Source organism: Mesorhizobium sp. B2-3-2, from assembly GCF_006442295.1.
Lineage (GTDB): Bacteria > Pseudomonadota > Alphaproteobacteria > Rhizobiales > Rhizobiaceae > Mesorhizobium.
In genome coordinates this window covers 355,609-375,762 of the sequence record NZ_VFWA01000002.1, presented here as the reverse complement: position 1 = coordinate 375,762, position 20,154 = coordinate 355,609, and the positions used below count along the sequence as shown (strand labels likewise).

General features: G+C 65.1%; 17 protein-coding genes. 12 read left to right on the top strand and 5 right to left on the bottom strand.

The window, feature by feature from the left end:
* The 12 genes from FJ964_RS07015 (at position 1) to FJ964_RS06965 (ending at position 14,439) form a co-directional block, all read left to right on the top strand.
* The gene (locus FJ964_RS07015) at positions 1-1,026 is read left to right on the top strand and encodes an ABC transporter ATP-binding protein (protein ID WP_140549710.1); all 1,026 of its coding nucleotides are present in this window, start codon (positions 1-3) and stop codon (positions 1,024-1,026) included.
* A 95-nt stretch (positions 1,027-1,121) separates the two neighbouring features.
* Positions 1,122-2,585 (top strand): phosphatidylserine/phosphatidylglycerophosphate/cardiolipin synthase family protein, encoded by a 1,464-nt coding sequence (locus FJ964_RS07010; RefSeq protein ID WP_140549709.1) that lies wholly within the window; start codon positions 1,122-1,124, stop codon positions 2,583-2,585.
* Between the two features lie 107 nt (positions 2,586-2,692).
* On the top strand, positions 2,693-3,493 hold the full coding sequence (locus FJ964_RS07005) for an endonuclease/exonuclease/phosphatase family protein (RefSeq protein ID WP_140549708.1): 801 nt from the start codon (positions 2,693-2,695) through the stop codon (positions 3,491-3,493).
* 112 nt (positions 3,494-3,605) lie between these two features.
* Positions 3,606-3,932, top strand: coding sequence for a hypothetical protein (locus FJ964_RS07000; protein WP_140549707.1), 327 nt, complete (start codon positions 3,606-3,608; stop codon positions 3,930-3,932).
* 127 nt (positions 3,933-4,059) lie between these two features.
* Positions 4,060-4,662, top strand: a complete 603-nt coding sequence (locus FJ964_RS06995; protein ID WP_140549706.1) for an ANTAR domain-containing response regulator — start codon at positions 4,060-4,062, stop codon at positions 4,660-4,662.
* A gap of 2 nt (positions 4,663-4,664) precedes the next feature.
* Complete coding sequence (locus FJ964_RS06990) at positions 4,665-5,891, top strand: CmpA/NrtA family ABC transporter substrate-binding protein (RefSeq protein WP_181172408.1); 1,227 nt, start codon at positions 4,665-4,667, stop codon at positions 5,889-5,891.
* A 360-nt stretch (positions 5,892-6,251) separates the two neighbouring features.
* On the top strand, positions 6,252-6,425 hold the full coding sequence (locus FJ964_RS30925) for a hypothetical protein (protein WP_181172388.1): 174 nt from the start codon (positions 6,252-6,254) through the stop codon (positions 6,423-6,425).
* A gap of 66 nt (positions 6,426-6,491) precedes the next feature.
* Positions 6,492-7,793 carry a nitrate/nitrite transporter gene (locus tag FJ964_RS06985; protein ID WP_140549704.1) on the top strand — a complete coding sequence of 434 codons (1,302 nt, stop codon included), beginning with the start codon at positions 6,492-6,494 and terminating at the stop codon, positions 7,791-7,793.
* 19 nt (positions 7,794-7,812) lie between these two features.
* The gene (nirB, locus tag FJ964_RS06980) at positions 7,813-10,263 is read left to right on the top strand and encodes a nitrite reductase large subunit NirB (protein ID WP_140549703.1); all 2,451 of its coding nucleotides are present in this window, start codon (positions 7,813-7,815) and stop codon (positions 10,261-10,263) included.
* Positions 10,264-10,267: 4 nt separating this feature from the next.
* Positions 10,268-10,597, top strand: a complete 330-nt coding sequence (nirD, locus tag FJ964_RS06975) for a nitrite reductase small subunit NirD (RefSeq protein WP_140549702.1) — start codon at positions 10,268-10,270, stop codon at positions 10,595-10,597.
* Between the two features lie 3 nt (positions 10,598-10,600).
* Positions 10,601-13,348, top strand: a complete 2,748-nt coding sequence (locus FJ964_RS06970) for a nitrate reductase (RefSeq protein ID WP_140549701.1) — start codon at positions 10,601-10,603, stop codon at positions 13,346-13,348.
* 236 nt (positions 13,349-13,584) lie between these two features.
* Entirely contained in the window at positions 13,585-14,439 is an 855-nt protein-coding gene (locus FJ964_RS06965; RefSeq protein WP_140549700.1) for a hypothetical protein, read from the top strand.
* Between the two features lie 187 nt (positions 14,440-14,626).
* Here the strand turns inward: FJ964_RS06965 and FJ964_RS06960 are convergent, their stop codons facing one another.
* The 5 genes from FJ964_RS06960 to FJ964_RS06940 all read right to left on the bottom strand — a co-directional run bounded on the left by FJ964_RS06960 (position 14,627) and on the right by FJ964_RS06940 (position 20,150).
* Entirely contained in the window at positions 14,627-16,141 is a 1,515-nt protein-coding gene (locus FJ964_RS06960; RefSeq protein ID WP_140549699.1) for an aldehyde dehydrogenase family protein, read from the bottom strand.
* Positions 16,142-16,311: 170 nt separating this feature from the next.
* Positions 16,312-17,574, bottom strand: a complete 1,263-nt coding sequence (locus FJ964_RS06955) for an RNA polymerase sigma factor (RefSeq protein WP_140549698.1) — start codon at positions 17,572-17,574, stop codon at positions 16,312-16,314.
* Entirely contained in the window at positions 17,571-17,945 is a 375-nt protein-coding gene (locus FJ964_RS06950) for a YciI family protein (protein WP_140496184.1), read from the bottom strand. The genes FJ964_RS06955 and FJ964_RS06950 overlap by 4 nt, the downstream gene beginning before the upstream one ends.
* Before the next feature lie 84 nt (positions 17,946-18,029).
* Positions 18,030-19,133 (bottom strand): DNA topoisomerase IB, encoded by a 1,104-nt coding sequence (locus FJ964_RS06945; RefSeq protein WP_140549697.1) that lies wholly within the window; start codon positions 19,131-19,133, stop codon positions 18,030-18,032.
* 132 nt (positions 19,134-19,265) lie between these two features.
* Complete coding sequence (locus FJ964_RS06940) at positions 19,266-20,150, bottom strand: transglutaminase family protein (protein ID WP_140549696.1); 885 nt, start codon at positions 20,148-20,150, stop codon at positions 19,266-19,268.
* Positions 20,151-20,154: the final 4 nt, after the last annotated feature.

Here is a 20,154-nt window from a genome sequence, read left to right as displayed (position 1 = left end):
ATGACAAAGCTTCTGCTCAAGGACATCCGCAAGCGGTTCGGAACGGTCGAGGTCATCCGTGGCGTCGATCTCGAGATCGAAGATGGCGAGTTCGTGGTCTTCGTCGGCCCGTCGGGGTGCGGGAAGTCAACGCTGTTGCGGCTGATCTCCGGCCTGGAGCACATCAGCGAGGGCGAACTCCACATTGGCGGGCGGCTGGTCAACGAGGTTCCGGCGGCCAGGCGCGGCGTGGCGATGGTGTTCCAGTCCTATGCGCTCTACCCCCACCTGACTGTCCGCGACAATATGGGTTTTGGCCTCAAGGTCCGCAAAGTGCCGGCCGGCGAGCGCGCCCGGCGCGTCTCGGAAGCCGCCGCGACGCTGAAGCTCGAGCCGTTGCTCGACCGTTTCCCGCGTCAGTTGTCGGGCGGACAGCGCCAGCGCGTCGCCATCGGCCGCGCCATCGTCGGCAACCCCGACGTCTTCCTCTTCGACGAGCCGCTTTCGAACCTCGACGCCGAATTGCGCGTGCACATGCGCTCCGAGATCGCAGCACTCCACCAGCGCCTGTCGACGACAATGATCTACGTGACCCACGATCAGATCGAGGCCATGACCCTTGCCGACAAGATCGTGGTGTTGCGCGACGGAAGGATCGAGCAGGTCGGCTCGCCGCGCGAACTCTACGACAGCCCCCGAACCATTTTCGTCGCCCAGTTCATCGGCAGCCCGAAGATGAACATCCTGCCGCTCGCCGATGGGCGGCCAATCACCCACGGGGCGTCCGTGCCCCCGACGGCCGTCTCGGTCGGCATTCGGCCCGAGCACCTGTCGCTGGCCCAGCCTTCGTCCGCCACGCTGCGCGGCAAGGTAAAGCTTGCCGAATACACCGGCGCCGTCACGCTCATCCACGTGGAATTGGAGGCAGGCCAGACTTGCCTTGTCATCCACAATCAAGGGACGGCGCCCGAGATCGGCGTCGAGATCGGCCTGAACGCAGCCCCCGCGCACCTGCACTTCTTCGACGGCGAGGGCCGCGCGGTCTGACGCGATCATGAATGGCCGCAGCGCGTGGCGCATGGGAACGCGGCGAATGATCGTCCGCATTGCCTTCTGTATCCGCTCGCTGGATAGTTCCGGCCATGCTGCAGAGCCTGGCGACTCACTGGCCTCAAATCCTGGCGATCATCTCCGTGGTGATCGCGAGCGTTGGCATTGCCCATGCCGTCATGACCAAGGAGGACGTCCGGGCCGCTACTGGCTGGGTGGGCGTGATGGTGCTGTCGCCGATCCTCGGCGTGCTGATCTATGCCGTGGCCGGTATCAACCGCATCCGTCGCGCCTCGATCAGCGCGCAGCGCTCGCTTGCCGGCGATCTGGCGTCCGCCAGGCACGACCGCGACATTGCCGCCGAGGAGGCCCTGATCGTCGAACGGTACGGGCTGCGCTTCATCGGCCTCAGGACGCTGGGCGACAGGGTGGCGCGGCGCGCGCTCCATCCGGGAAACGCGATCACTGTCCTGGAAACAGGTGACGAAGCCTATACCGCTATGTGCGCGGCCATCGACGGCGCCGAACGCAGCGTCCTCCTCGAAACCTATATTTTCGACAATGACCCAGTCGGCCTGCTCTTCGTGGAATCCCTTGCCCGGGCCGTCCGGCGCGGCGTCAGCGTGCGCGTGTTGATCGACGCTGTGGGCGCCCGCTATTCCGTGCCAAGCATATTGGGCCACCTGCGCGGCGCCGACATCACCGCCGGGCTCTTCAACGGCAACATCGTCATGGGCCTGCACCTGCCCTATGCCAATCTGAGGACCCATCGGAAGATCCTGGTGGTCGACGGCACGGTTGCCTTTACCGGCGGCATGAACATTCGCAAGGGCTTTTCCGCCGAGTTTGCCGGCTCCAACAGTTCCAGGGACACGCATTTTCGCGTGACCGGTCCAGTGGTAGCCGACCTCTTTTCGGTTGCCGCCGAAGATTGGCGTTTCGCCAGCAACGAGGCGCTGAAGGGCGATGCCTGGCGAATTGCCCCGCTGTCGCCGGCGCCCGCCACGCCCATGCTGGTGCGGGCGGTCGCGTCCGGCCCGGACGCCAGCGTCGAGACCAATCACAAGCTGCTGATTGGCGCCTTCTCCGTCGCGCGCAAATCGATCCGCCTCATGTCGCCCTATTTCCTGCCGGACCGCGAACTGATCAGCGCCCTGACGACCGCCGCAAGACGCGGTGTCGAAATCGACATCGTGGTACCGGCGGTGAACAATCTTTTCCTCGTCGACCGTGCGATGACGGCGCAGTTCGACCAGGTTCTGAAGCACTATTGCCGCCTCTGGCGCACGGAAGGACCTTTCGATCATTCGAAGCTGCTTTCGATCGATGGCGCATGGGCCTATGTCGGGTCTTCCAACCTGGACGCCAGGTCGCTGCGGCTCAATTTCGAGATCGACCTGGAGGTACTCGACGCCGGCTTCGCCAGCGAGGTCGAAAAGCGGATCGCGGCGGCGATCGAGACGGCCGTCCCCGTCACGCTGGAAGCATTACGGGCGCGGCCATTCGTCATCCGTCTGTTCGATCGCATCCTGTGGCTGGGCTCGCCCTATCTTTAACAAAAGGACGTGTTTGCCAGATAGCTTGACGTGAACGGTGGAACAGATGCCGAAAGGTTCTATCTTTTGAGGTGCACGGTGACAGCAGCAGGAATGGCGGGCAAACGATGCGGGTGAACGGGCGCAGCCTGCCGGCAAGCATGCTTTTGTCCATTCGCGACAAGCGGATGCGCAAGGCCAATGCCACGTCGACGAACAAGGCGGACGCCACCGGAACGCTGGTCGCCTCCTACAATGTCCACAAATGCATCGGCGTCGACCGCAAGTTCGATCCCGAGCGCACCAGCCGCGTCATCCGCGAGATCGACCCGGATGTCATCGCCCTGCAGGAAGCGGACAATCGTTTCGGCGACCGGACCGGACTTCTCGACCTGTCCCGGCTCGAACTGGAAACCGGCCTGGTGCCGGTGCCGATTTCGGCGACCGGCAAGGGCCATGGCTGGCACGGCAACGTCCTGCTTTTCAAGAAGGGCGTCGTGCGCGACGTGCATCAGATCAGGCTTCCCGGGCTGGAACCGCGTGGCGCACTGGTGGCGGAAATCGATCTCGACGGAAGCCAGTCCCTGCGCGTCATCGCGGCGCATTTGGGCCTGCTGCGCCGTTCGCGGTCGCAGCAGGCACAGGTCGTGCTGGATATCATGAACAGCCCCGACGAGAAGCCGACGCTGCTGCTCGGCGACCTCAACGAATGGCGCCTCGGAAACCGCTCGGCGCTGAACACGCTGCATCTGACGTTTGGACCGCTGCCGCCGGCTGTTCCTACCTTCCCCTCGAACCTGCCCCTGCTGGCGCTCGACCGCATCATGGCCAACCGGCACGGAATGATCGCGGCCGTCGAAGCGCATGACACGCCGCTGTCGCGGGTCGCCTCCGACCATCTGCCGCTGACCGCCTTTGTCCGCCTGTAGCCGCACACCGATAACGCCTTGATGTCGACCGCGTTGGAAAGCGTGTAGGGCCGCGTCGGAACGGCGGCTGTTCTTGCGAGTTGATATGGCTTGAACAACAGGAGGACGAGACATGAAAAGCTTTTTCCTGGCCTCGATGATGGCGCTGGCCGCTTCGGCTTCCGTCATTGCGCCGACGCAGGCTGCGAGCGTCACCATCCAGTCCGGCGACGAGCCCCAGTATTCGCCTGACGACGACTATGACAATGGCGAGGTCGTCGTGCGCCGCCATCACGATCGCCAGCGTTATATTGACAATCGCTATAACGACGACAGCGATGTTCGTTACAGCGACCGCGAATACCGCCGCTATCACAGGCATCACCGCTGCCACATCGAGCTGGTCAAACATTGGCGACACCACCACAGGGTGGTCGAAGAGGTTCGTGTCTGCACCTGACCCGCGGATCGCGCTGAGGCGCATCTGCGTGGCCTGATTGCAATGCGGTAAGCTGCGGCCACGCCCTTTCCGCTGCACTGGGTATGCCGCATTGCACAATTCCGCGACCTTGCCCACAATGCGGGGCATGGTCAGATCTTCCCTAGCCGTCCTGGTGATCGACGAAAACCGCATCCGCGCCTCGATCATCGAGGCGGGACTGCGCGAGGGCGGCCATCAGCGGGTGACCGTCGTCCACGACGTGGCGGGCATTGCGCGCCGCATCGCCGAGATCGAACCCGACGTCATCGTCATCGACCTCGAGAACCCCAACCGCGACATGCTGGAGAACATGTTCCAGCTGTCGCGCGCGGTGAAGCGGCCGATTGCGATGTTCGTCGACCGCTCCGACCAGGCCTCGATCGAGGCCGCCGTCGATGCCGGCGTGTCCGCCTATGTCGTCGACGGTCTCAGGCAGGAACGCGTCAAGCCGATCCTCGATATGGCCGTCAGCCGCTTCAACGCCTTTTCGCGCATGGCGCGCGAACTGGAAGAAGCGCGCAGCGAACTCGAGAACCGCAAGGTCATCGACCGCGCCAAAGGCATATTGATGAAATCGCGGGGTCTGAGCGAAGACGCGGCCTACACGCTGCTGCGCAAGACAGCGATGAACCAGAACCGCAAGATCAGCGACATTGCCCACAGCCTGGTGACGACAGCCGGGCTGCTCGGACCGCTGGAGGACGAATGAGCATGACTGCTGCGCATCAGATTATCGCCGGCTTCATGCCCCTGTTCGACAGCGCCGTGCTGGTCGCGGCCGGCGAAATGGGCTTTGCCGCGCGCGAAGGCGTCGATCTCGTCCTGCACCGCGAGACCTCCTGGGCCAACATTCGCGACCGCATCGCCATTGGCCATTTCGACCTTGCCCACATGCTTGGGCCGATGCCGCTCGCCTGCAACCTCGGGCTCACGCCCCTGGCGTCCGAGACGATCGTGCCCTTTTCGCTAGGCCTCGGCGGCAATTGCGTCACCGTCTCCAACGCCGTCTGGGAAGGCATGGCGGCGCATGGCGCCGTATCGGATCTCGATCCGGCCCGCGCCGGCGCGGCGCTTGGCGCGTTTATCCGCGAACGCGCGGCGGCCGGCCGTGACCCGCTGCGCTTCGCCGTCGTGCATCCGCATTCCGGGCACAATTTCGAACTGCGCTACTGGCTCGCCGCCTGCGGCATCCACCCCGACGGTGAGATCGAGATCGTCATCGTACCGCCGCCCTTCATGGCCGACGCGCTGGCCGCCGGCCGCATCGACGGCTATTGCGTCGGCGAGCCCTGGAACAGCGCCTCCGTCGCGGCCGGCACCGGCCACATCGTCACCGTCAAGGCGCTTTTGTGGCGCAACAGCCCCGAAAAGGTCATCGGCGCGCGCAAGGCCTGGGCCGAAGAGCACCCGGAGGCGCTGGCGGCGCTGCTCAGGGCACTGCACCACTCCGCCCGCTGGTGCCAGGATCCGGCCAATCGAGGCGAACTGGCGGCGCTGATGGCGCAGCCCGGCTTCCTTGGCCAGTCAGCCGAAATCCAGATGCCGGTCCTGACCGGACATCTCCGCCTCGGCAGCGGCACCGAGCGGAACGTCGAGGACTTCTTCGTTCCCTTCGACAAGGCGGCGAACTTTCCCTGGAAAAGCCATGCGCTGTGGTTCTACACCCAGATGGTGCGCTGGAGCGACATCACGCACACGCCTGAAAACCTCACCATCGCCCGAGACTGCTACCGGCCCGACCTGTATCGGGCGGCGCTGAAGCCGCTCGGCGTAGCGCTGCCTGGCGCCAATGCCAAGGTCGAGGGGGCGTTGAAGATCGCAACGCCGGTCGGCTCGGCGGGGGCAAGCCTGGTGCTCGGCCCCGACGGCTTCTTCGACGGGCGCATCTTCGACCCGGACCAGATCGACGCCTATATCGGCGCGCAAAAGCAGGCGTGATCATTTACGCGCCATTCTTGTGCATTGCACAAAATTTATGCGCACCGATCGCATAGCTGACCAATGTTTGACCTTGTTAACAGTCGGCCGGATCTACCCATGATTCGGTTATTCAGCTGATTTCATTCGAAATTCTTTTCTGAAGCGAGACTGGCACGGTTCCTGCTTTGAAATAACCAGGCCCTTCGCGGGTCACGCAAATAGGCGTCCAATGGCGGGCGCCACAGGCAAAGCTGCCGCTCAGGTCACGACACGATCCCGGATGTACGGGTCGCGCGGACTTGGCCGGCGGCTTTTTTGTTTTGGCCGAACACGCAATCGACGGCGCTGGTCCCAGGCAGCGCCCAACCGGAGACGACGATGAGGAAACGGATCGGAACTGGAACAAACCTGAAGGATTTCACGCGCCGCGATTTTGTCGCGAGCAGCGCGCTGACGGCGGCGCTGTTCATCGCTGCAAAGATGCTGTTCCCCGCCGGCGCCATGGCCGAAGGCAAAGGGCCCGAAGTGAACGCGCCAGGCTCGCCGCGCTGATACCGGACCGCCAAACATCGATCAAGAAACACGCGCGGTGCCTCCTACCGCAAACCGGAGCCTGACATGACCGCAAATCTCCAAGCCGCGCCCAGCCAGGATTGTGCTCCCCGGCAGGCGCTCGTGATGTCCACCATCGCCTTCACCGTCTGCTTTGCGGTGTGGACGATCTTTTCCATCATCGGCGTGCGCATAAAGCAGGAACTTGGGCTGAACGAGACGGAATTCGGCCTGCTCGTCGGCACGCCGATCCTCACCGGCTCCCTCGTGCGCATGGTACTCGGCGTCTGGACCGATCGCTATGGCGGACGGCTGGTCTACACCGCCACCATGCTCGCCGCGGCAGTCGCGACCTTCCTGCTCGCCTTTGCGCACACTTACGCGCAGATGCTGATCGCTGCGCTCGGCGTCGGGCTTGCCGGCGGCTCCTTCGCCGTTGGCGTCGCCTATGTCTCACGCTTCTTCCCGGCCGGCCGGCAGGGCACGGCGCTCGGCATCTTCGGCGTCGGCAATGTCGGCGCCGCCGTCACCAAATTCCTGGCGCCTTTCGTGCTTCTCGCCTGGGGCTGGCAGTCGGTCGCGCTGATCTGGGCGGCGGCACTTGTCATCATGGCCGCCATCTTCTGGTTCACGACCGGCGACGATCCGGTCATCCGCGAGCGCCGCGCCGGCAAGACCGCGCCCGCGAGGAGCTTCTGGCAGGAATTCGCGCCGCTGAAGAACCCGCAGGTCTGGCGCTTCGCCTTCTATTACTTCTTCTCCTTCGGTGCGTTCGTGGCGCTGTCGTTGTGGCTGCCGCGCTACCTGATCGGCGTCTACGGCTTCGGGCTGGCGACCGCCGGCATGATCGGCGCGGCCTATTCAATTCCCGCGAGCATCTTCCGCGCCTATGGCGGCGTGCTGTCCGACCGCGTCGGCGCCCGCGCCGTACTCTATTGGACCTTCTCGGTTTGTGCCGTCGCGACCTTGGTGCTGTCTCTCCCCTCGGCAGACTATGTCGTGCGCGGCATCAGCGGGCCGATCTCCTTCCATTTCGAGATCGGCCCGCTCGCCTTTATCGCCGTCGCCAGCGTGCTCGGCTTCTTCATGAGCCTCGGCAAGGCCGCCGTCTACAAGCACATCCCCGCCTACTATCCGCGGAGCGTCGGTGCCGTTGGCGGCGTCGTGGGCATGATCGGCGGCCTCGGCGGCTTCATCCTGCCGATCGCCTTTGGAGCGCTGAACGACCTCACCGGCATCTGGTCGAGTTGCTTCATGCTGCTCTTCGTCATCGTCGCCGCCTGCTTTGTCTGGATGCATGTCAGCGTCAGGCGGATGGGGCGCGCCGCATCAACCAAGGCGTCGACCCTTTCCTATGCTGCAGAATGACACCGGAGCGGATCAGGACATGACCGAGAAACTCGTCATCATCGGCAACGGCATGGCTCCCGGGCGCATGCTGGAACACCTGCTGGAGAAGGCGCCCGGCCGTTTCCAGGTCACCATCTTCAACGCCGAGCCAAGGGTCAATTACGACCGCATCATGCTGTCGCCGGTTCTCTCGGGCGAGAAGGCCTACGAAGAAATCATCATCCATGGCGACGGCTGGTACATCAAGCACGGCATCACCCTCTACAAGGGCCACAGGATCGTCGCCATCGACCGGCAGGCGAAGACCGTCACCTCCGACCACGGCGTCACCGAGCCCTACGACAAGCTGATCATTGCCACCGGCTCGGTGCCGTTCATCATTCCGGTCCCCGGCCACAACCTGCCCGGCGTTCTCACCTATCGCGACCTCGACGACGTCCAGGCGATGATGCTCGCCGCCCAGTCGCGCGCCAAGGCGGTGGTGATCGGCGGCGGCCTGCTCGGGCTGGAGGCGGCGGCGGGCCTCAACGCGCAAGGCATGGACGTCACCGTGCTGCATGTCATGCCGACTTTGATGGAGCGGCAGCTCGATCCGGCCGCCGGCTACCTGCTGCAGCGCGCCGTCGAGCAGCGCGGCATCAAGGTCATCACCAAGGCCAACACCCAGGCGATCACGGGCAACGGCAAGGTCGAGCGGGTGGAACTCGCCGACGGCACAATCATCCCCGCGACGCTGGTCGTGATGGCGGTCGGCATCCGGCCGAACGCGGCGCTGGCCAAAGATGCCGGCATCGCCGTCAACAGAGGCATCGTCGTCGACCCGGGCATGCGCAGCAACGATCCGGACATCTATGCGCTCGGCGAATGCGCCGAGGTGAACGGCCAGGTCTACGGGCTGGTCGCCCCCCTCTACGAGATGGCGCGCGTCACTGCCAGCCAGCTTGCCGGCGACGAGACTGCCGCCTTCGTGCATTCGGATACGCCCACCAAGCTCAAGGTCACCGGCATCGACCTCTTCTCGCTCGGCGACTTCGCCGATGGCGAGGACCGCCAGGAGATCGTGCTGCGCGATGCCGCCGCCGGCGTCTACAAGCGCCTGGTGCTGAAGGACGACCGCATCATCGGCACCGTGCTCTACGGCGAGACATCGGACGGCGCCTGGTTCAACGACCTCAAGAAGAAGCAGACCGATGTCTCGCAGATGCGCGATACGTTGATCTTCGGCCAGTCCTACCAGGGGGGTGCCCCGCTGGACCCTATGGCGGCCGTTGCAGCCTTGCCGGATGATGCGGAAATCTGCGGCTGCAACGGCGTCTGCAAGGGCAAGATCACGGGCGCGATCACGGCCGGGGGCCTGACCTCGCTCGACGACGTGCGCGCCCACACCAAGGCATCCGCCTCCTGCGGTTCCTGCACCGGCCTGGTCGAAAAGCTGATGGTGCTGACCATCGGCGACAAGTACAACCCCGCCGCCGTGCAGCCCATGTGCTCCTGCACCACGCTCGGCCATGACGAGGTGCGCCGGCTGATCAAGGCCAAGGCGCTGAAGACCATTCCCGCGATCATGCAGGAACTGGAATGGAAGACCTCCTGCGGCTGCGCCAAATGCCGGCCGGCGCTGAACTACTATCTCGTCTGCGACTGGCCGGACGAGTACGCCGACGACTACCAGTCGCGTTTCATCAACGAGCGCGTGCATGCCAACATCCAGAAGGACGGCACCTATTCGGTGGTGCCGCGCATGTGGGGCGGCGTGACCAATGCCGCCGAGCTGCGCGCCATCGCCGACGTCGTCGACAAGTTCGAGATCCCGATGGTCAAGGTCACCGGCGGCCAGCGCATCGATATGCTCGGCATCCGCAAGGAGGACCTGCCCGCGGTGTGGGCCGATCTCGGCCAGGCCGGCTTCGTCTCCGGCCATGCCTATGCCAAGGGCCTGCGCACGGTGAAGACCTGCGTCGGCTCCGACTGGTGCCGCTTCGGCACGCAGGATTCCACCGGCCTCGGTGTCCGCATTGAAAAATTCATGTGGGGCTCGTGGACGCCGGCCAAGGTCAAGATGGCGGTGTCGGGCTGCCCGCGAAACTGCGCCGAGGCGACCTGCAAGGATGTCGGCGTGATCTGCGTCGACAGTGGCTACGAGATCCATTTCGCCGGTGCGGCCGGCCTCGACATCAAGGGTACCGAAGTGCTCGGCCTGGTCAGGACCGAGGACGAAGCGCTGGAGCATATCGTGGCGTTGACGCAGATGTACCGCGAACAGGCCCGCTATCTCGAGCGTATCTACAAATGGGCCAAGCGCGTCGGCATCGCCGAGATCAAGCGCCAGATCATGGACGACGCGGACAAGCGCAAGGCCTTCTACGAGCGCTTCGTCTTCTCCCAGAAATTCGCCCAGGTCGACCCGTGGTCGGAACGCGTGTCGGGCACGGACAAGCACGAGTTCCGGCCAATGGCCTCGGTCGGGTTCGCGCAGGCGGCGGAGTGAGACAATGACTTGGACACCCATCGGCACCCTCTCCGACATCCCCCGCCGCGGCGCACGTTGCGTCGCCACGCCGCAAGGCAAGATCGCCGTCTTCCGCACCGCTGACGACCAGGTCTTCGCCATCGACGACCATTGCCCGCACAAGGGCGGCCCGCTGAGCCAGGGCATCGTGCATGGTGCGGCGGTCACCTGTCCCCTGCACAATTGGGTGATCTCGCTCGAAACCGGCAAGGCGCTCGGCGCCGACGAGGGCGCGGTGCGCACCATTCCGGTCAAGATAGAGGGCGAGCGTCTGTTCATCGCGCTCGAAGCGCTGGCCAGCCGCGCGGCCTGACCCATGCAGATTGGCGAAGCACGCGAGGTGAGGACCACTTGCCCCTATTGCGGGGTGGGTTGCGGCGTGCTGGCGAAGGTCGCCGCGGACGGGCAGGTGTCGGTCCGCGGCGACCCCGATCATCCCGCCAATTTCGGCCGGCTCTGCTCCAAGGGATCGGCGCTGGCCGAGACCATCGAGCTCGACGGCCGGCTGCTCCATCCCGAGATCCACGGCCGCCGCGCCTCCTGGGACGAGGCACTCGATCTCGTCGCGTCGACCTTGACACAGACCGTCGCCGAGCACGGGCCGGATGCCGTCGCCTTCTATGTCTCGGGCCAATTGCTGACCGAGGATTATTACCTCGCCAACAAGCTGATGAAGGGGTTTCTCGGCTCGGCCAACATCGACACCAATTCGCGCCTCTGCATGGCGTCCTCCGTCGCCGGCCACCGCCGCGCCTTCGGCTCCGACACGGTGCCCGGAACCTACGAGGATCTGGAGCTTGCCGACTTGATCGTGCTGGTCGGCTCCAACCTCGCCTGGTGCCATCCCGTGCTCTACCAGCGCATAGCTGCCGCACGTGAGAAGCGCCCGGAGATGAAAATCGTGCTGGTGGACCCGCGCCGCACCATGACATCCGACATCGCCGACATGCATCTGGCGATCGCACCGGATGGCGACGCCGCCCTGTTTACCGGCCTGCTCGCTTACTTGGGTGAACACAATGCGCTCGACCGCGCCTACATCACGGCGCACACGACCGGCTTCGGACAAGCCCTCTTCGCCGCCTCGGCGCTCGACCTTGCCGGCATCGCTGCCGCCACGGGCCTGAGCGAGGACGAGCTCGGCCGCTTCTACAGCCTGTTTGCCAGGACCGAAAAGACCGTGACCGTCTACAGTCAGGGCGTCAACCAGTCGTCCTCGGGCACCGACAAGGTCAACGCCATCATCAACTGCTATCTTGCCACCGGTCGTATCGGCAGGCCCGGCGCCGGGCCGTTCTCGGTCACCGGCCAGCCCAACGCCATGGGCGGACGCGAGGTCGGCGGCATGGCCAACATGCTGGCCGCCCATATGGAGATCGAAAACCCCGGGCATCGCGAACGCGTGAAGCGCTTCTGGAATGCACCTGACATCGCGCAAAAGCCCGGCCTGAAAGCGGTCGATATGTTCCAGGCGGTCGCCGACGGGCGCATCAAGGCGTTGTGGATCATGGCCACCAATCCGGTCGATTCGATGCCGGATGCCGATGGCGTCGAAGCGGCGATCAAGGCCTGTCCGTTTGTGGTGGTGTCGGACGTGCTGGCCGAGACCGATACTGTCCGCCATGCCCATGTCCGGCTGCCGGCCGCCGCCTGGGGTGAGAAGAACGGCACCGTCACCAATTCCGAGCGCCGCGTCTCGCGCCAGCGCCCGTTCCTGGCAGCACCCGGCGAGGCGCGGCCCGACTGGTGGATCGTCGCCGAGGTGGCGCGGCGGATGGGTTTTGGCGAGGCGTTTTCCTATGACGCGCCGGCGGAGGTTTTCGCCGAGCATGCCGCGCTGTCGGGTTTCGAGAATGACGGGGAACGGGATTTCGATATTGGAGCGTATGCCGATATCGATGCCGAGCGATATGAGGCGTTGAGGCCATTCCAATGGCCAGCGCCGAGCCCAGGCGTCCCCCTCTGGCCTGCCGGCGCCGGCAGGCCAGAGGGGGGCGCTCAAGCTCGACGCCGGTCAGAGGGGGACAGCACGGCTGGAAGCCAAACCACCCGCTTCTTCGCCGACGGCAACTTCTACACCCCCCACCGCAAGGCGCGCTTCATCGCCGTCCGTCCCGCAATCGTATCCCGCACCTCGCCCGACTTCCCGCTCATCCTCAACACCGGTCGTGTCCGCGACCATTGGCACACCATGACGCGCACCGGCAAAAGCCCCCGTCTGTCGCAGCACATCGCCGAACCCTTCGTCGAAATCCACCCCGACGACGCCGCGCGATACGGCATTGGCGACGCCGACATCGTGCGCGTTTCCAGCCCGCGCGGCGCCGTGCTCGTGCGCGCGCTGGTCACGTCCCGCCAGCGCCGGGGCAGCATCTTCGCGCCGATGCACTGGACGGACCAGTTCACCGCCAAGGGCCGGCTCGACACGCTGACCGCGCCGCTCACCGACCCGGTTTCCGGCCAGCCGGCACTGAAGCACGTCGCGGCCCGCATCGAGAAATTCGCCGCCAGGGCGTTCGGTTTTGCCGTGATGCGCCGGAAGCCCGCGACGATTGCCGCCGACTACTGGGCGGTTGCCCGGTGCCGGGGCGGCTGGCGGGTCGAGCTTGCCTTTGCCAATGACGAGATCGACTGGGCTGCCTTCGCCGTCTCACTCTTCGGCACCGCGGATGCCGAAGTACTTGCCTATCACGATCGCGACTACGGCCAGCACCGTATCGGCGCCTTCGACGGCGAGCGCCTTGCCGGTGCCCTGTTCGTCGCGCCCGGCCCGGTGGCCGTGTCGCGCGGCTGGGCGACGCAGCAGCTCGAAGAGGCCCACGCCAGCCAACGTGAACGCTTCCGCATCGTCGCCGGCCGCGCCGGTGCCGAACGGCCCGATGCCGGCGCGACCGTCTGCTCCTGTTTCAACATCGGGGTCAACCAGATCACGGCGGCGGTGGCTTCCGGCTGCACGAATCTGGAAGCCATCGGTGCCGCGCTGAAGGCCGGCACCAATTGCGGCTCCTGCCGCTCCGAGATCCGCGCCATCATCCAGGCACATCGCGTTCAGGCGGCCGAGTAGGCGGCGACCCCGCTTCAGCCCGTCATAGCCGAGCGGCACGACGCTCGTAGCTGCGATTGCCCGGATTGCCGCTGACCGGACCGTGCTTACCGCCGCCAGCATAGCCGCCAGCGTCTCGCCACCGTCTTCGCCCCTATGGAACTGGACTATAGTTCGAGCCGTCTCGTCTGGACACAGATGCGTCAGGCTGAAAATGTCTCGGAGCGCAGGACTGTTGGCGAACCAGAAGGAGGCGGATGCTGGACATCGAGGACATAGCGGCTCATCCGGATCTGCACCGCCACGTCAGGGAACAGTCGCTGGCGCTGATCCACATCTACGAAGCCAGCCCGCGGCTTGCTTCCATATTCGCCACGCAGCAGCGCTGGCTGATGGGCCATGTCGGCCTTGCCATGCACTTCAGGCGCGACCCGGACGACCGCCGCAGCGCGTTGACGGTGTCGCGCTTCATCGAATTCGTGCATCAGCACAAGGTCGCCAGCCGCAACACCGCCGACGCTTTCATCAAGGAGATGCTGCACTACCGCATCGCCGAATACGTAGCGGGCGGAGACGGGCGCACCCACCCGTTGCAGCCGAGAGCGGACACGGTGCGGACATTTACCGGATGGGTGCACGCACATCTACGGACCCTTGACCGACTCGACGGCGCGGACCGGCTGACGAGATACCTGGAGCGGCCCGATATGCTCGCCGCCCTGCAGCCCCTCGTGGCCGACGGCCTGCTTTCGTCCAAACCGGTGCGCGAACCCAACCAGACCTTTTCCCTGTTCATCTGGCTCAACAATGGCGGCATCGTCATGGATCGGCTCATGTCCGGCATCGACCCCGACCATGCCGGCCTAGATCGGATTCCGACCAGCGTGGTCTCGGTGGCGGAATTCGCCAGTTGGCTCAAACTGTCGCGCACCCACCTCGCCCGAAAACTACGCGATGCCGAGGCGCTCGGCAGCATCGGCTGGTTGGGCCAGCGCGGCAATTCCGTGATGTGGGTCTCGCACCGCTTCTTTCAGGAATACATGACCGTCCAGGCCGCCAAGCTGGCGATCGTGGATGCCGCCTTCGAAGCGTGTTTTTCCACCGACCAGTGAGAGAGAGACTCGCCGCTGCCCCGGGCAATGAAGGCGGTCCGAGCCGCTGCGTATCCTTCGAAACAAAAAGCCGCCTCGGCGGCGGGTCGTCAGCACCATACGAAGAATGACAGCATAACTGCCTTCAGCAGTGAACCTCAGGTCGCAGGCCCGGGTGCGCAACGTCACCCGAGCCGGACCCGCAGTCTCACTCGATGTCGAAGGAGACGCCCTGGGCGAGCGGCAGCGCCGTGGAATAGTTCACCGTGTTGGTGGCGCGGCGCATGTAGGCCTTCCACGCATCGGAACCGCTCTCGCGGCCGCCGCCGGTTTCCTTTTCACCACCGAAGGCGCCGCCGATTTCTGCGCCCGACGTGCCGATATTGACATTGGCAATGCCGCAGTCCGATCCGTCGACGCCGAGGAAGCGCTCGGATTCCTGCAGGTCGCGGGTGAAGATCGACGACGACAGCCCCGCTCCCACCGCATTGTGCTCGTCGAGCACGGCGTCGAAATCGGAATACTTCATCACATAGAGGATCGGCGCGAAGGTCTCTTCGGTCACTGGCGAGACTTGGCTGGGCATTTCGACCAGCGCCGGATGCACGTAATAGGCGTCCGGATGGCCATTCTCGACCCGCGTGCCGCCGGTCACTTTGCCGCCGTGGGCGGTCGCTTCCTGCAGCGCCTTCTGCATGGCCTCGTAGGCTGCCTTGTCGATCAGCGGCCCAACGAGGGCCGACGTCTCCAGCGGATTGCCGACAGAGACGCTCTGATAGGCCTTCTTCAGCCGCGGTATCAAGGCGTCGTAGACGCTGTCATGCACGAACAGGCGCCGCAGCGTCGTGCAGCGCTGGCCCGCCGTGCCCATCGCACCAAAGGCAATTGCGCGCAACGCCATGTCGAGATCGGCGGTCGGGCAGACGATGCCGGCATTGTTGCCGCCGAGCTCCAGCACCGCGCGTGCAAAACGCTTGGCCAGGCGCGGCCCGACGTCGCGGCCCATGCGGGTCGAGCCGGTGGCGGAGACCAGCGGCACCTTCGGATGATCGACCAGGATCTCGCCGACGGCGCGGTCGCCGATCAGCACCGACGCGAGCCCTTCCGGCGCATCAGTGCCGAAGCGCTTGACGGCGCGCTTGAAGATCGCCTCGCAGGCAAGCGCCGTCAGCGGGGTTTTTTCGGAAGGCTTCCATACCACCGCGTCGCCGCAGACCAGCGCCAGCGCCGCATTCCACGACCACACCGCGACCGGGAAGTTGAAGGCGGAGATGACGCCGACCACGCCGAGCGGATGCCAGGTTTCCATCATGCGGTGTCCCGGACGCTCGGTGGCGATGGTCAGCCCGTACAATTGCCTGGAAAGACCGACCGCGAAGTCGCAAATGTCGATCATCTCCTGCACTTCGCCGAGCCCTTCCGAGGGGATCTTGCCGACCTCGATCGACACCAGCCGGCCAAGTTCGGCCTTGTGCGCGCGCAATTCCTCGCCGAGCAGCCGCACCAACTCGCCACGCTTCGGGCCCGGTACCAGGCGCCAGACCTGGAACGCCTTGTGCGCGGCATCGATGGTCCTGGCCGCGTCGGCCGGCGAGATCATGCTCAACGCCGCGATCTGCTCGCCCGTCACCGGGCTGCGCACGATCAGGTCGCCGCCGGCAAGCGCCTCCTTGGCAACACCCAGTTTCGCCAGAAGCTCGGCGGTTTCCTTCGCTATCGTCATGTCTGTCCCTTTCAGATCCCGCCATTCATGTGGCGTGGTCAAAGCATTGCGCCATGCGTTCCCTATGCCATCAGGCGCAAGGAGGCGCTGTCTGGCGTGCCAATAGCGGTTCCAGGGAAAAATCGCCACCCCGGCATGGTCCAAGCCCGGGCCAGACCATTGAACCAGGGTCAGCTTGCCGTCCGCGCGGCGCCGTCCTTCATCAGCCGGTCGATATGCATGCGTATATGGGCCGCTTCCGCCGCCGTGTTGGCAAGCGCGATGGCGCGGTCGAAGGCGACCCGCGCCTCCTCGCCCCGGTCAAGCTGCATCAAAAGCCCGCCCTTGAGGCCGAAGAAATGAAAATAGCCGGAAAGCCTCTGCTCCAGCGGCTCGATCATGGCAAGTGCCGCCTCCGGGCCACGCACCTTGGAGACCGCGACGGCACGGTTGAGGGTGACGACTGGCGACGGCTGCATCTGTTCGAGCAGGCCGTAGAGCAGGTCGATCTCGACCCAGTCCGTGTCCTCGGCCTTCTCGGCCCGCGCATGCAGCGCGGCAATCGCCGCCTGCACCTGGTAAGGGCCTGGCTTACGGTGGCGCAGCGCCTTGTCGACCAGCGCCAGCCCCTCGTCGATCATCTTGCGGCTCCATAGGCTGCGGTCCTGATCCTCGAGCAGAACGATCTCGCCGTCCCCATCGAAGCGGGCCGGTGCGCGCGCATGCTGGAGCAGCAACAGCGCCGTCAGCCCCATGATCTCCGGCTCGGTCTGGAAGAGCCTGAGCAGCAGCCGGGCCAGCCGGATCGCCTCTTCGCACAGCGGCGCGCGGGCCGGCGCCTCGCCGCTGTTGGTCGAATAGCCCTCGTTGAAGATCAGGTAGACCATGGCCGCGACCGCGGCGAGCCGCTCCGAGCGCTCCACCGCGCCCGGCGTCTCGAACGGCACGCCGGCGTCGGCGATACGTGCCTTGGCGCGGGTGATGCGCTGCTCCATGGCGCTTTCGCCGACCAGGAAGGCGCGTGCGATCTGCTTGACCGTGAGGCCCGAGACGATGCGCAGCGCCACCGCGATCTGCTGCGTTGCCGGCAGGTCGGGATGGCAGCAGATGAATAGCAGCCGCAATATGTCGTCGCGGTAGTGCGCGCCATCGAGCCGCTCGGCGATGTCGCTCTCTGCGTCCTCGAGATCGGAGATCTGGTCCTCTTCCGGCATCGGCGCCTGCTTGGCACGCTTGCGCACCGCGTCGATGCCGCTGTTGCGTCCGACGAAGATCAGCCAAGCCGCCGGATCGCGCGGCGGACCGTTCTGCGGCCAGTTCTTCAGCGCCCTGAGGCAAGCGTCCTGGAAAGCTTCCTCCGTCGTGTCGAGGTCGCGGAAATAGCGCAGCAGCGCACCCATCGCCTGCGGGCGGGCGGCGCTGATCGCGGAGCTGATCCAGGCAAGTTCGGTCATACGGCTACCCTGGTGGGATTGAAGATGGATACCGGCCGGATTTCGTAGGAGCCGCCGCTCGGATTGACCTCGGAAAGTTCGCGCGCGAACTCCACCGCCTCGTCGAGATCGGCGCATTCGAGCGTGTAGAAGCCGAGGAACTGTTCCTTGGTCTCGGCGAACGGCCCGTCGATGACGATCGATTCGCCCTTGACCTTCCTCAGCGTCGTCGCCGCCGTCGTCGGCAAAAGCCGCGCCACCGGGCCAAGCCGGCCGGCGTCCGCGTATTTCTGCTGGACATCGAGAATGTTGGCCATGACCTTGTCGTCCTGCTCCTTGCTCCAGGAGCAGACGACGTCTTCGGAAGCATAGCACAAGATCGCGTAGAGCATGGTTTGTCCTCTTCTGTGTCAAAGGACGAAACACTAGGACCGATCCCGACACGACGTCGATAAAAAAATCGAGGCGCCGCGGATTCAGCGGCCGGTGGTTGCCGCGGGTCCGCTTTCGTGCGTCTTCAGCCATCGCAGCACGAGCGCTTCCTCATCATCGAGACCGTCTATCGATCGTTTGCGTTTGTTGGCTTCTGCCATTTCGGCAAGCAGCCGTCCCTGCAGCCAGGCTTCGAAGACTTGCGGATGGATGTAGCATTGGCGGCAGACGGCGCGCGTGTTGCCCAGCCGCTCGGCGACCCTGTCGATGACGCTGTTCATCGCCCGTTTCTGCTGTGCCTGGCTGTCAGGCAGCACCGTTTGCGCAAACAGCGACGCGGCGTGGATGGTGCCGCCCCATGTACGGAAATGTTTCGAGCTGAATGCATCGCCGATGGCCTCCCTGATGTAGCGGTTGACGTCCTCGGAGCGCACCGGGTGTCTGGTGCCGTCCTCGTCGAGATACTGGAACAGCTTTTGGCCCGGCAGGTCCTGCGCGCCTCGCACGATTCGCGCGATGCGGCGATCGACCAGCTTCAATTTCCATTCCTTGCCCGATTTGCCCTTGAAGGCGAACCGCAGACTCGATCCCTTGATGTCGACATGGCGGTCCCGCAATGTCGTCAGGCCGAAGCTCTTGTTGTCGCGGGCGTAAGCGGCGTTGCCGACGCGGATCATGGTGTTGTCGAGCAGCCAGACGATCGCGGCGACGACGCGTTCGAGCGGCAGGCCGTGGCGGCGCAGGTCGCTGTCGATCCTGTGCCGAAGCTCCGGCAGGCTTTCGGCGAAGGCGACAAGGCTCGAATATTTGGCGCTGTCGCGTTCCTCGGCCCAATGCGGATGATAGCGATATTGCTTGCGCCCCCGCTGGTCCCTGCCGGTCGCCTGGATATGTCCGTCCGCCTCGGGCGAGATCCAAACATCCGTCCAGGCCGGCGGGATCACGATCGCCTCGATGCGCGCTCGCGTGGCATCCGAGACCGGCCCGCCATGAGGTCCCCTGTAGGAAAATCCCTTGCCCGATTTCAGCCGGCGGATACCGGGCTCGGTATCGCTGACATAGATCAGTGCGGCGTGCTCGGCAGAAATCTGAGCACCGTTCTTTGGTGCGGCGTCGCCGTCGATAGTCAATCCGGATTTCTGCAGCATGCTGGCCCCACGGAAACACCCGTAGATAAGCCTCTAGGCCGAGCACTGGTTCCACTCCTGTCCGAAAAGTCGGCGGCCACCCACGCCGGCGGCGGAACCCTGCACTGCGCGTTGCGCAAAGCAGGCCTAACGTCAGGCCTTCTCGAGCACCACCGGGATGACGTCGACGGCTTGCTCGCCGACCTGTCCGCCGGTGGTCTTGAGAACGCCGACGATCGGCGCGACATCCGAATAGTCGCGGCCATAGCCAACGGTGATGTGATCGTTGGAGGCCCGCATGCCGTTGGTCGGGTCGAACTCCTGCCAGCCGGCATCGCGCCCGCACCACACCTTAACCCATGCATGCATGGCGTCGGCACCCTCCAACCTGGGCTTGCCCTTGGGCGGAATGGTGCGCAGGAAGCCGCTGACGTAGCCGGCCGGTATGCCGAGCCCGCGCAGGCCGGCGATCATGATATGCGAGAAATCCTGACACACGCCGCGCTTCAGCCGGAAGGCATCGCCTGCCCTGGTGCGGACGGTGGTCGCCTCGTTGTCATAGGTGAAATCGCGGTGGATGCGATTGCAGAGGTTCATCGCCGTACCGGCGGCCGAGCCGCCGACGCTGTCGCGCGCATAGGCGGTAATCGCCGCATCGATGCCGGCGTGACCGCTGGCGGCCAGGAAATGATGCGGTGTATCGGGCGCCAGCGAGCGCACGGCGGCGAGCTCCTGACGCAGCCGGCTAAGGTCGGGCGACACGTCGAGCCCGGGCTCGGGCCGCGACACCGCCACGCGCGCGCTCATCCTGATGTCGAGTGCGTCATGCGCATCGCGGAAGGCGATCGAGGTGACGTTGTTGCCGAAGAAATCGGAAAAATCCGAGCGTTCGTTTGGCGCAGGCGCGAAGGACAGCGACGCGGCGACGACGCGCTGCACGCCGTCGATGGTCGGCGGCAGCACGCGCACCTGGTGACGGCCGCCGCCGGCGACGGCGGCGTAATCGTAGTGAAGGTGAAGCCTGATGTCGTAGAGCATGCCG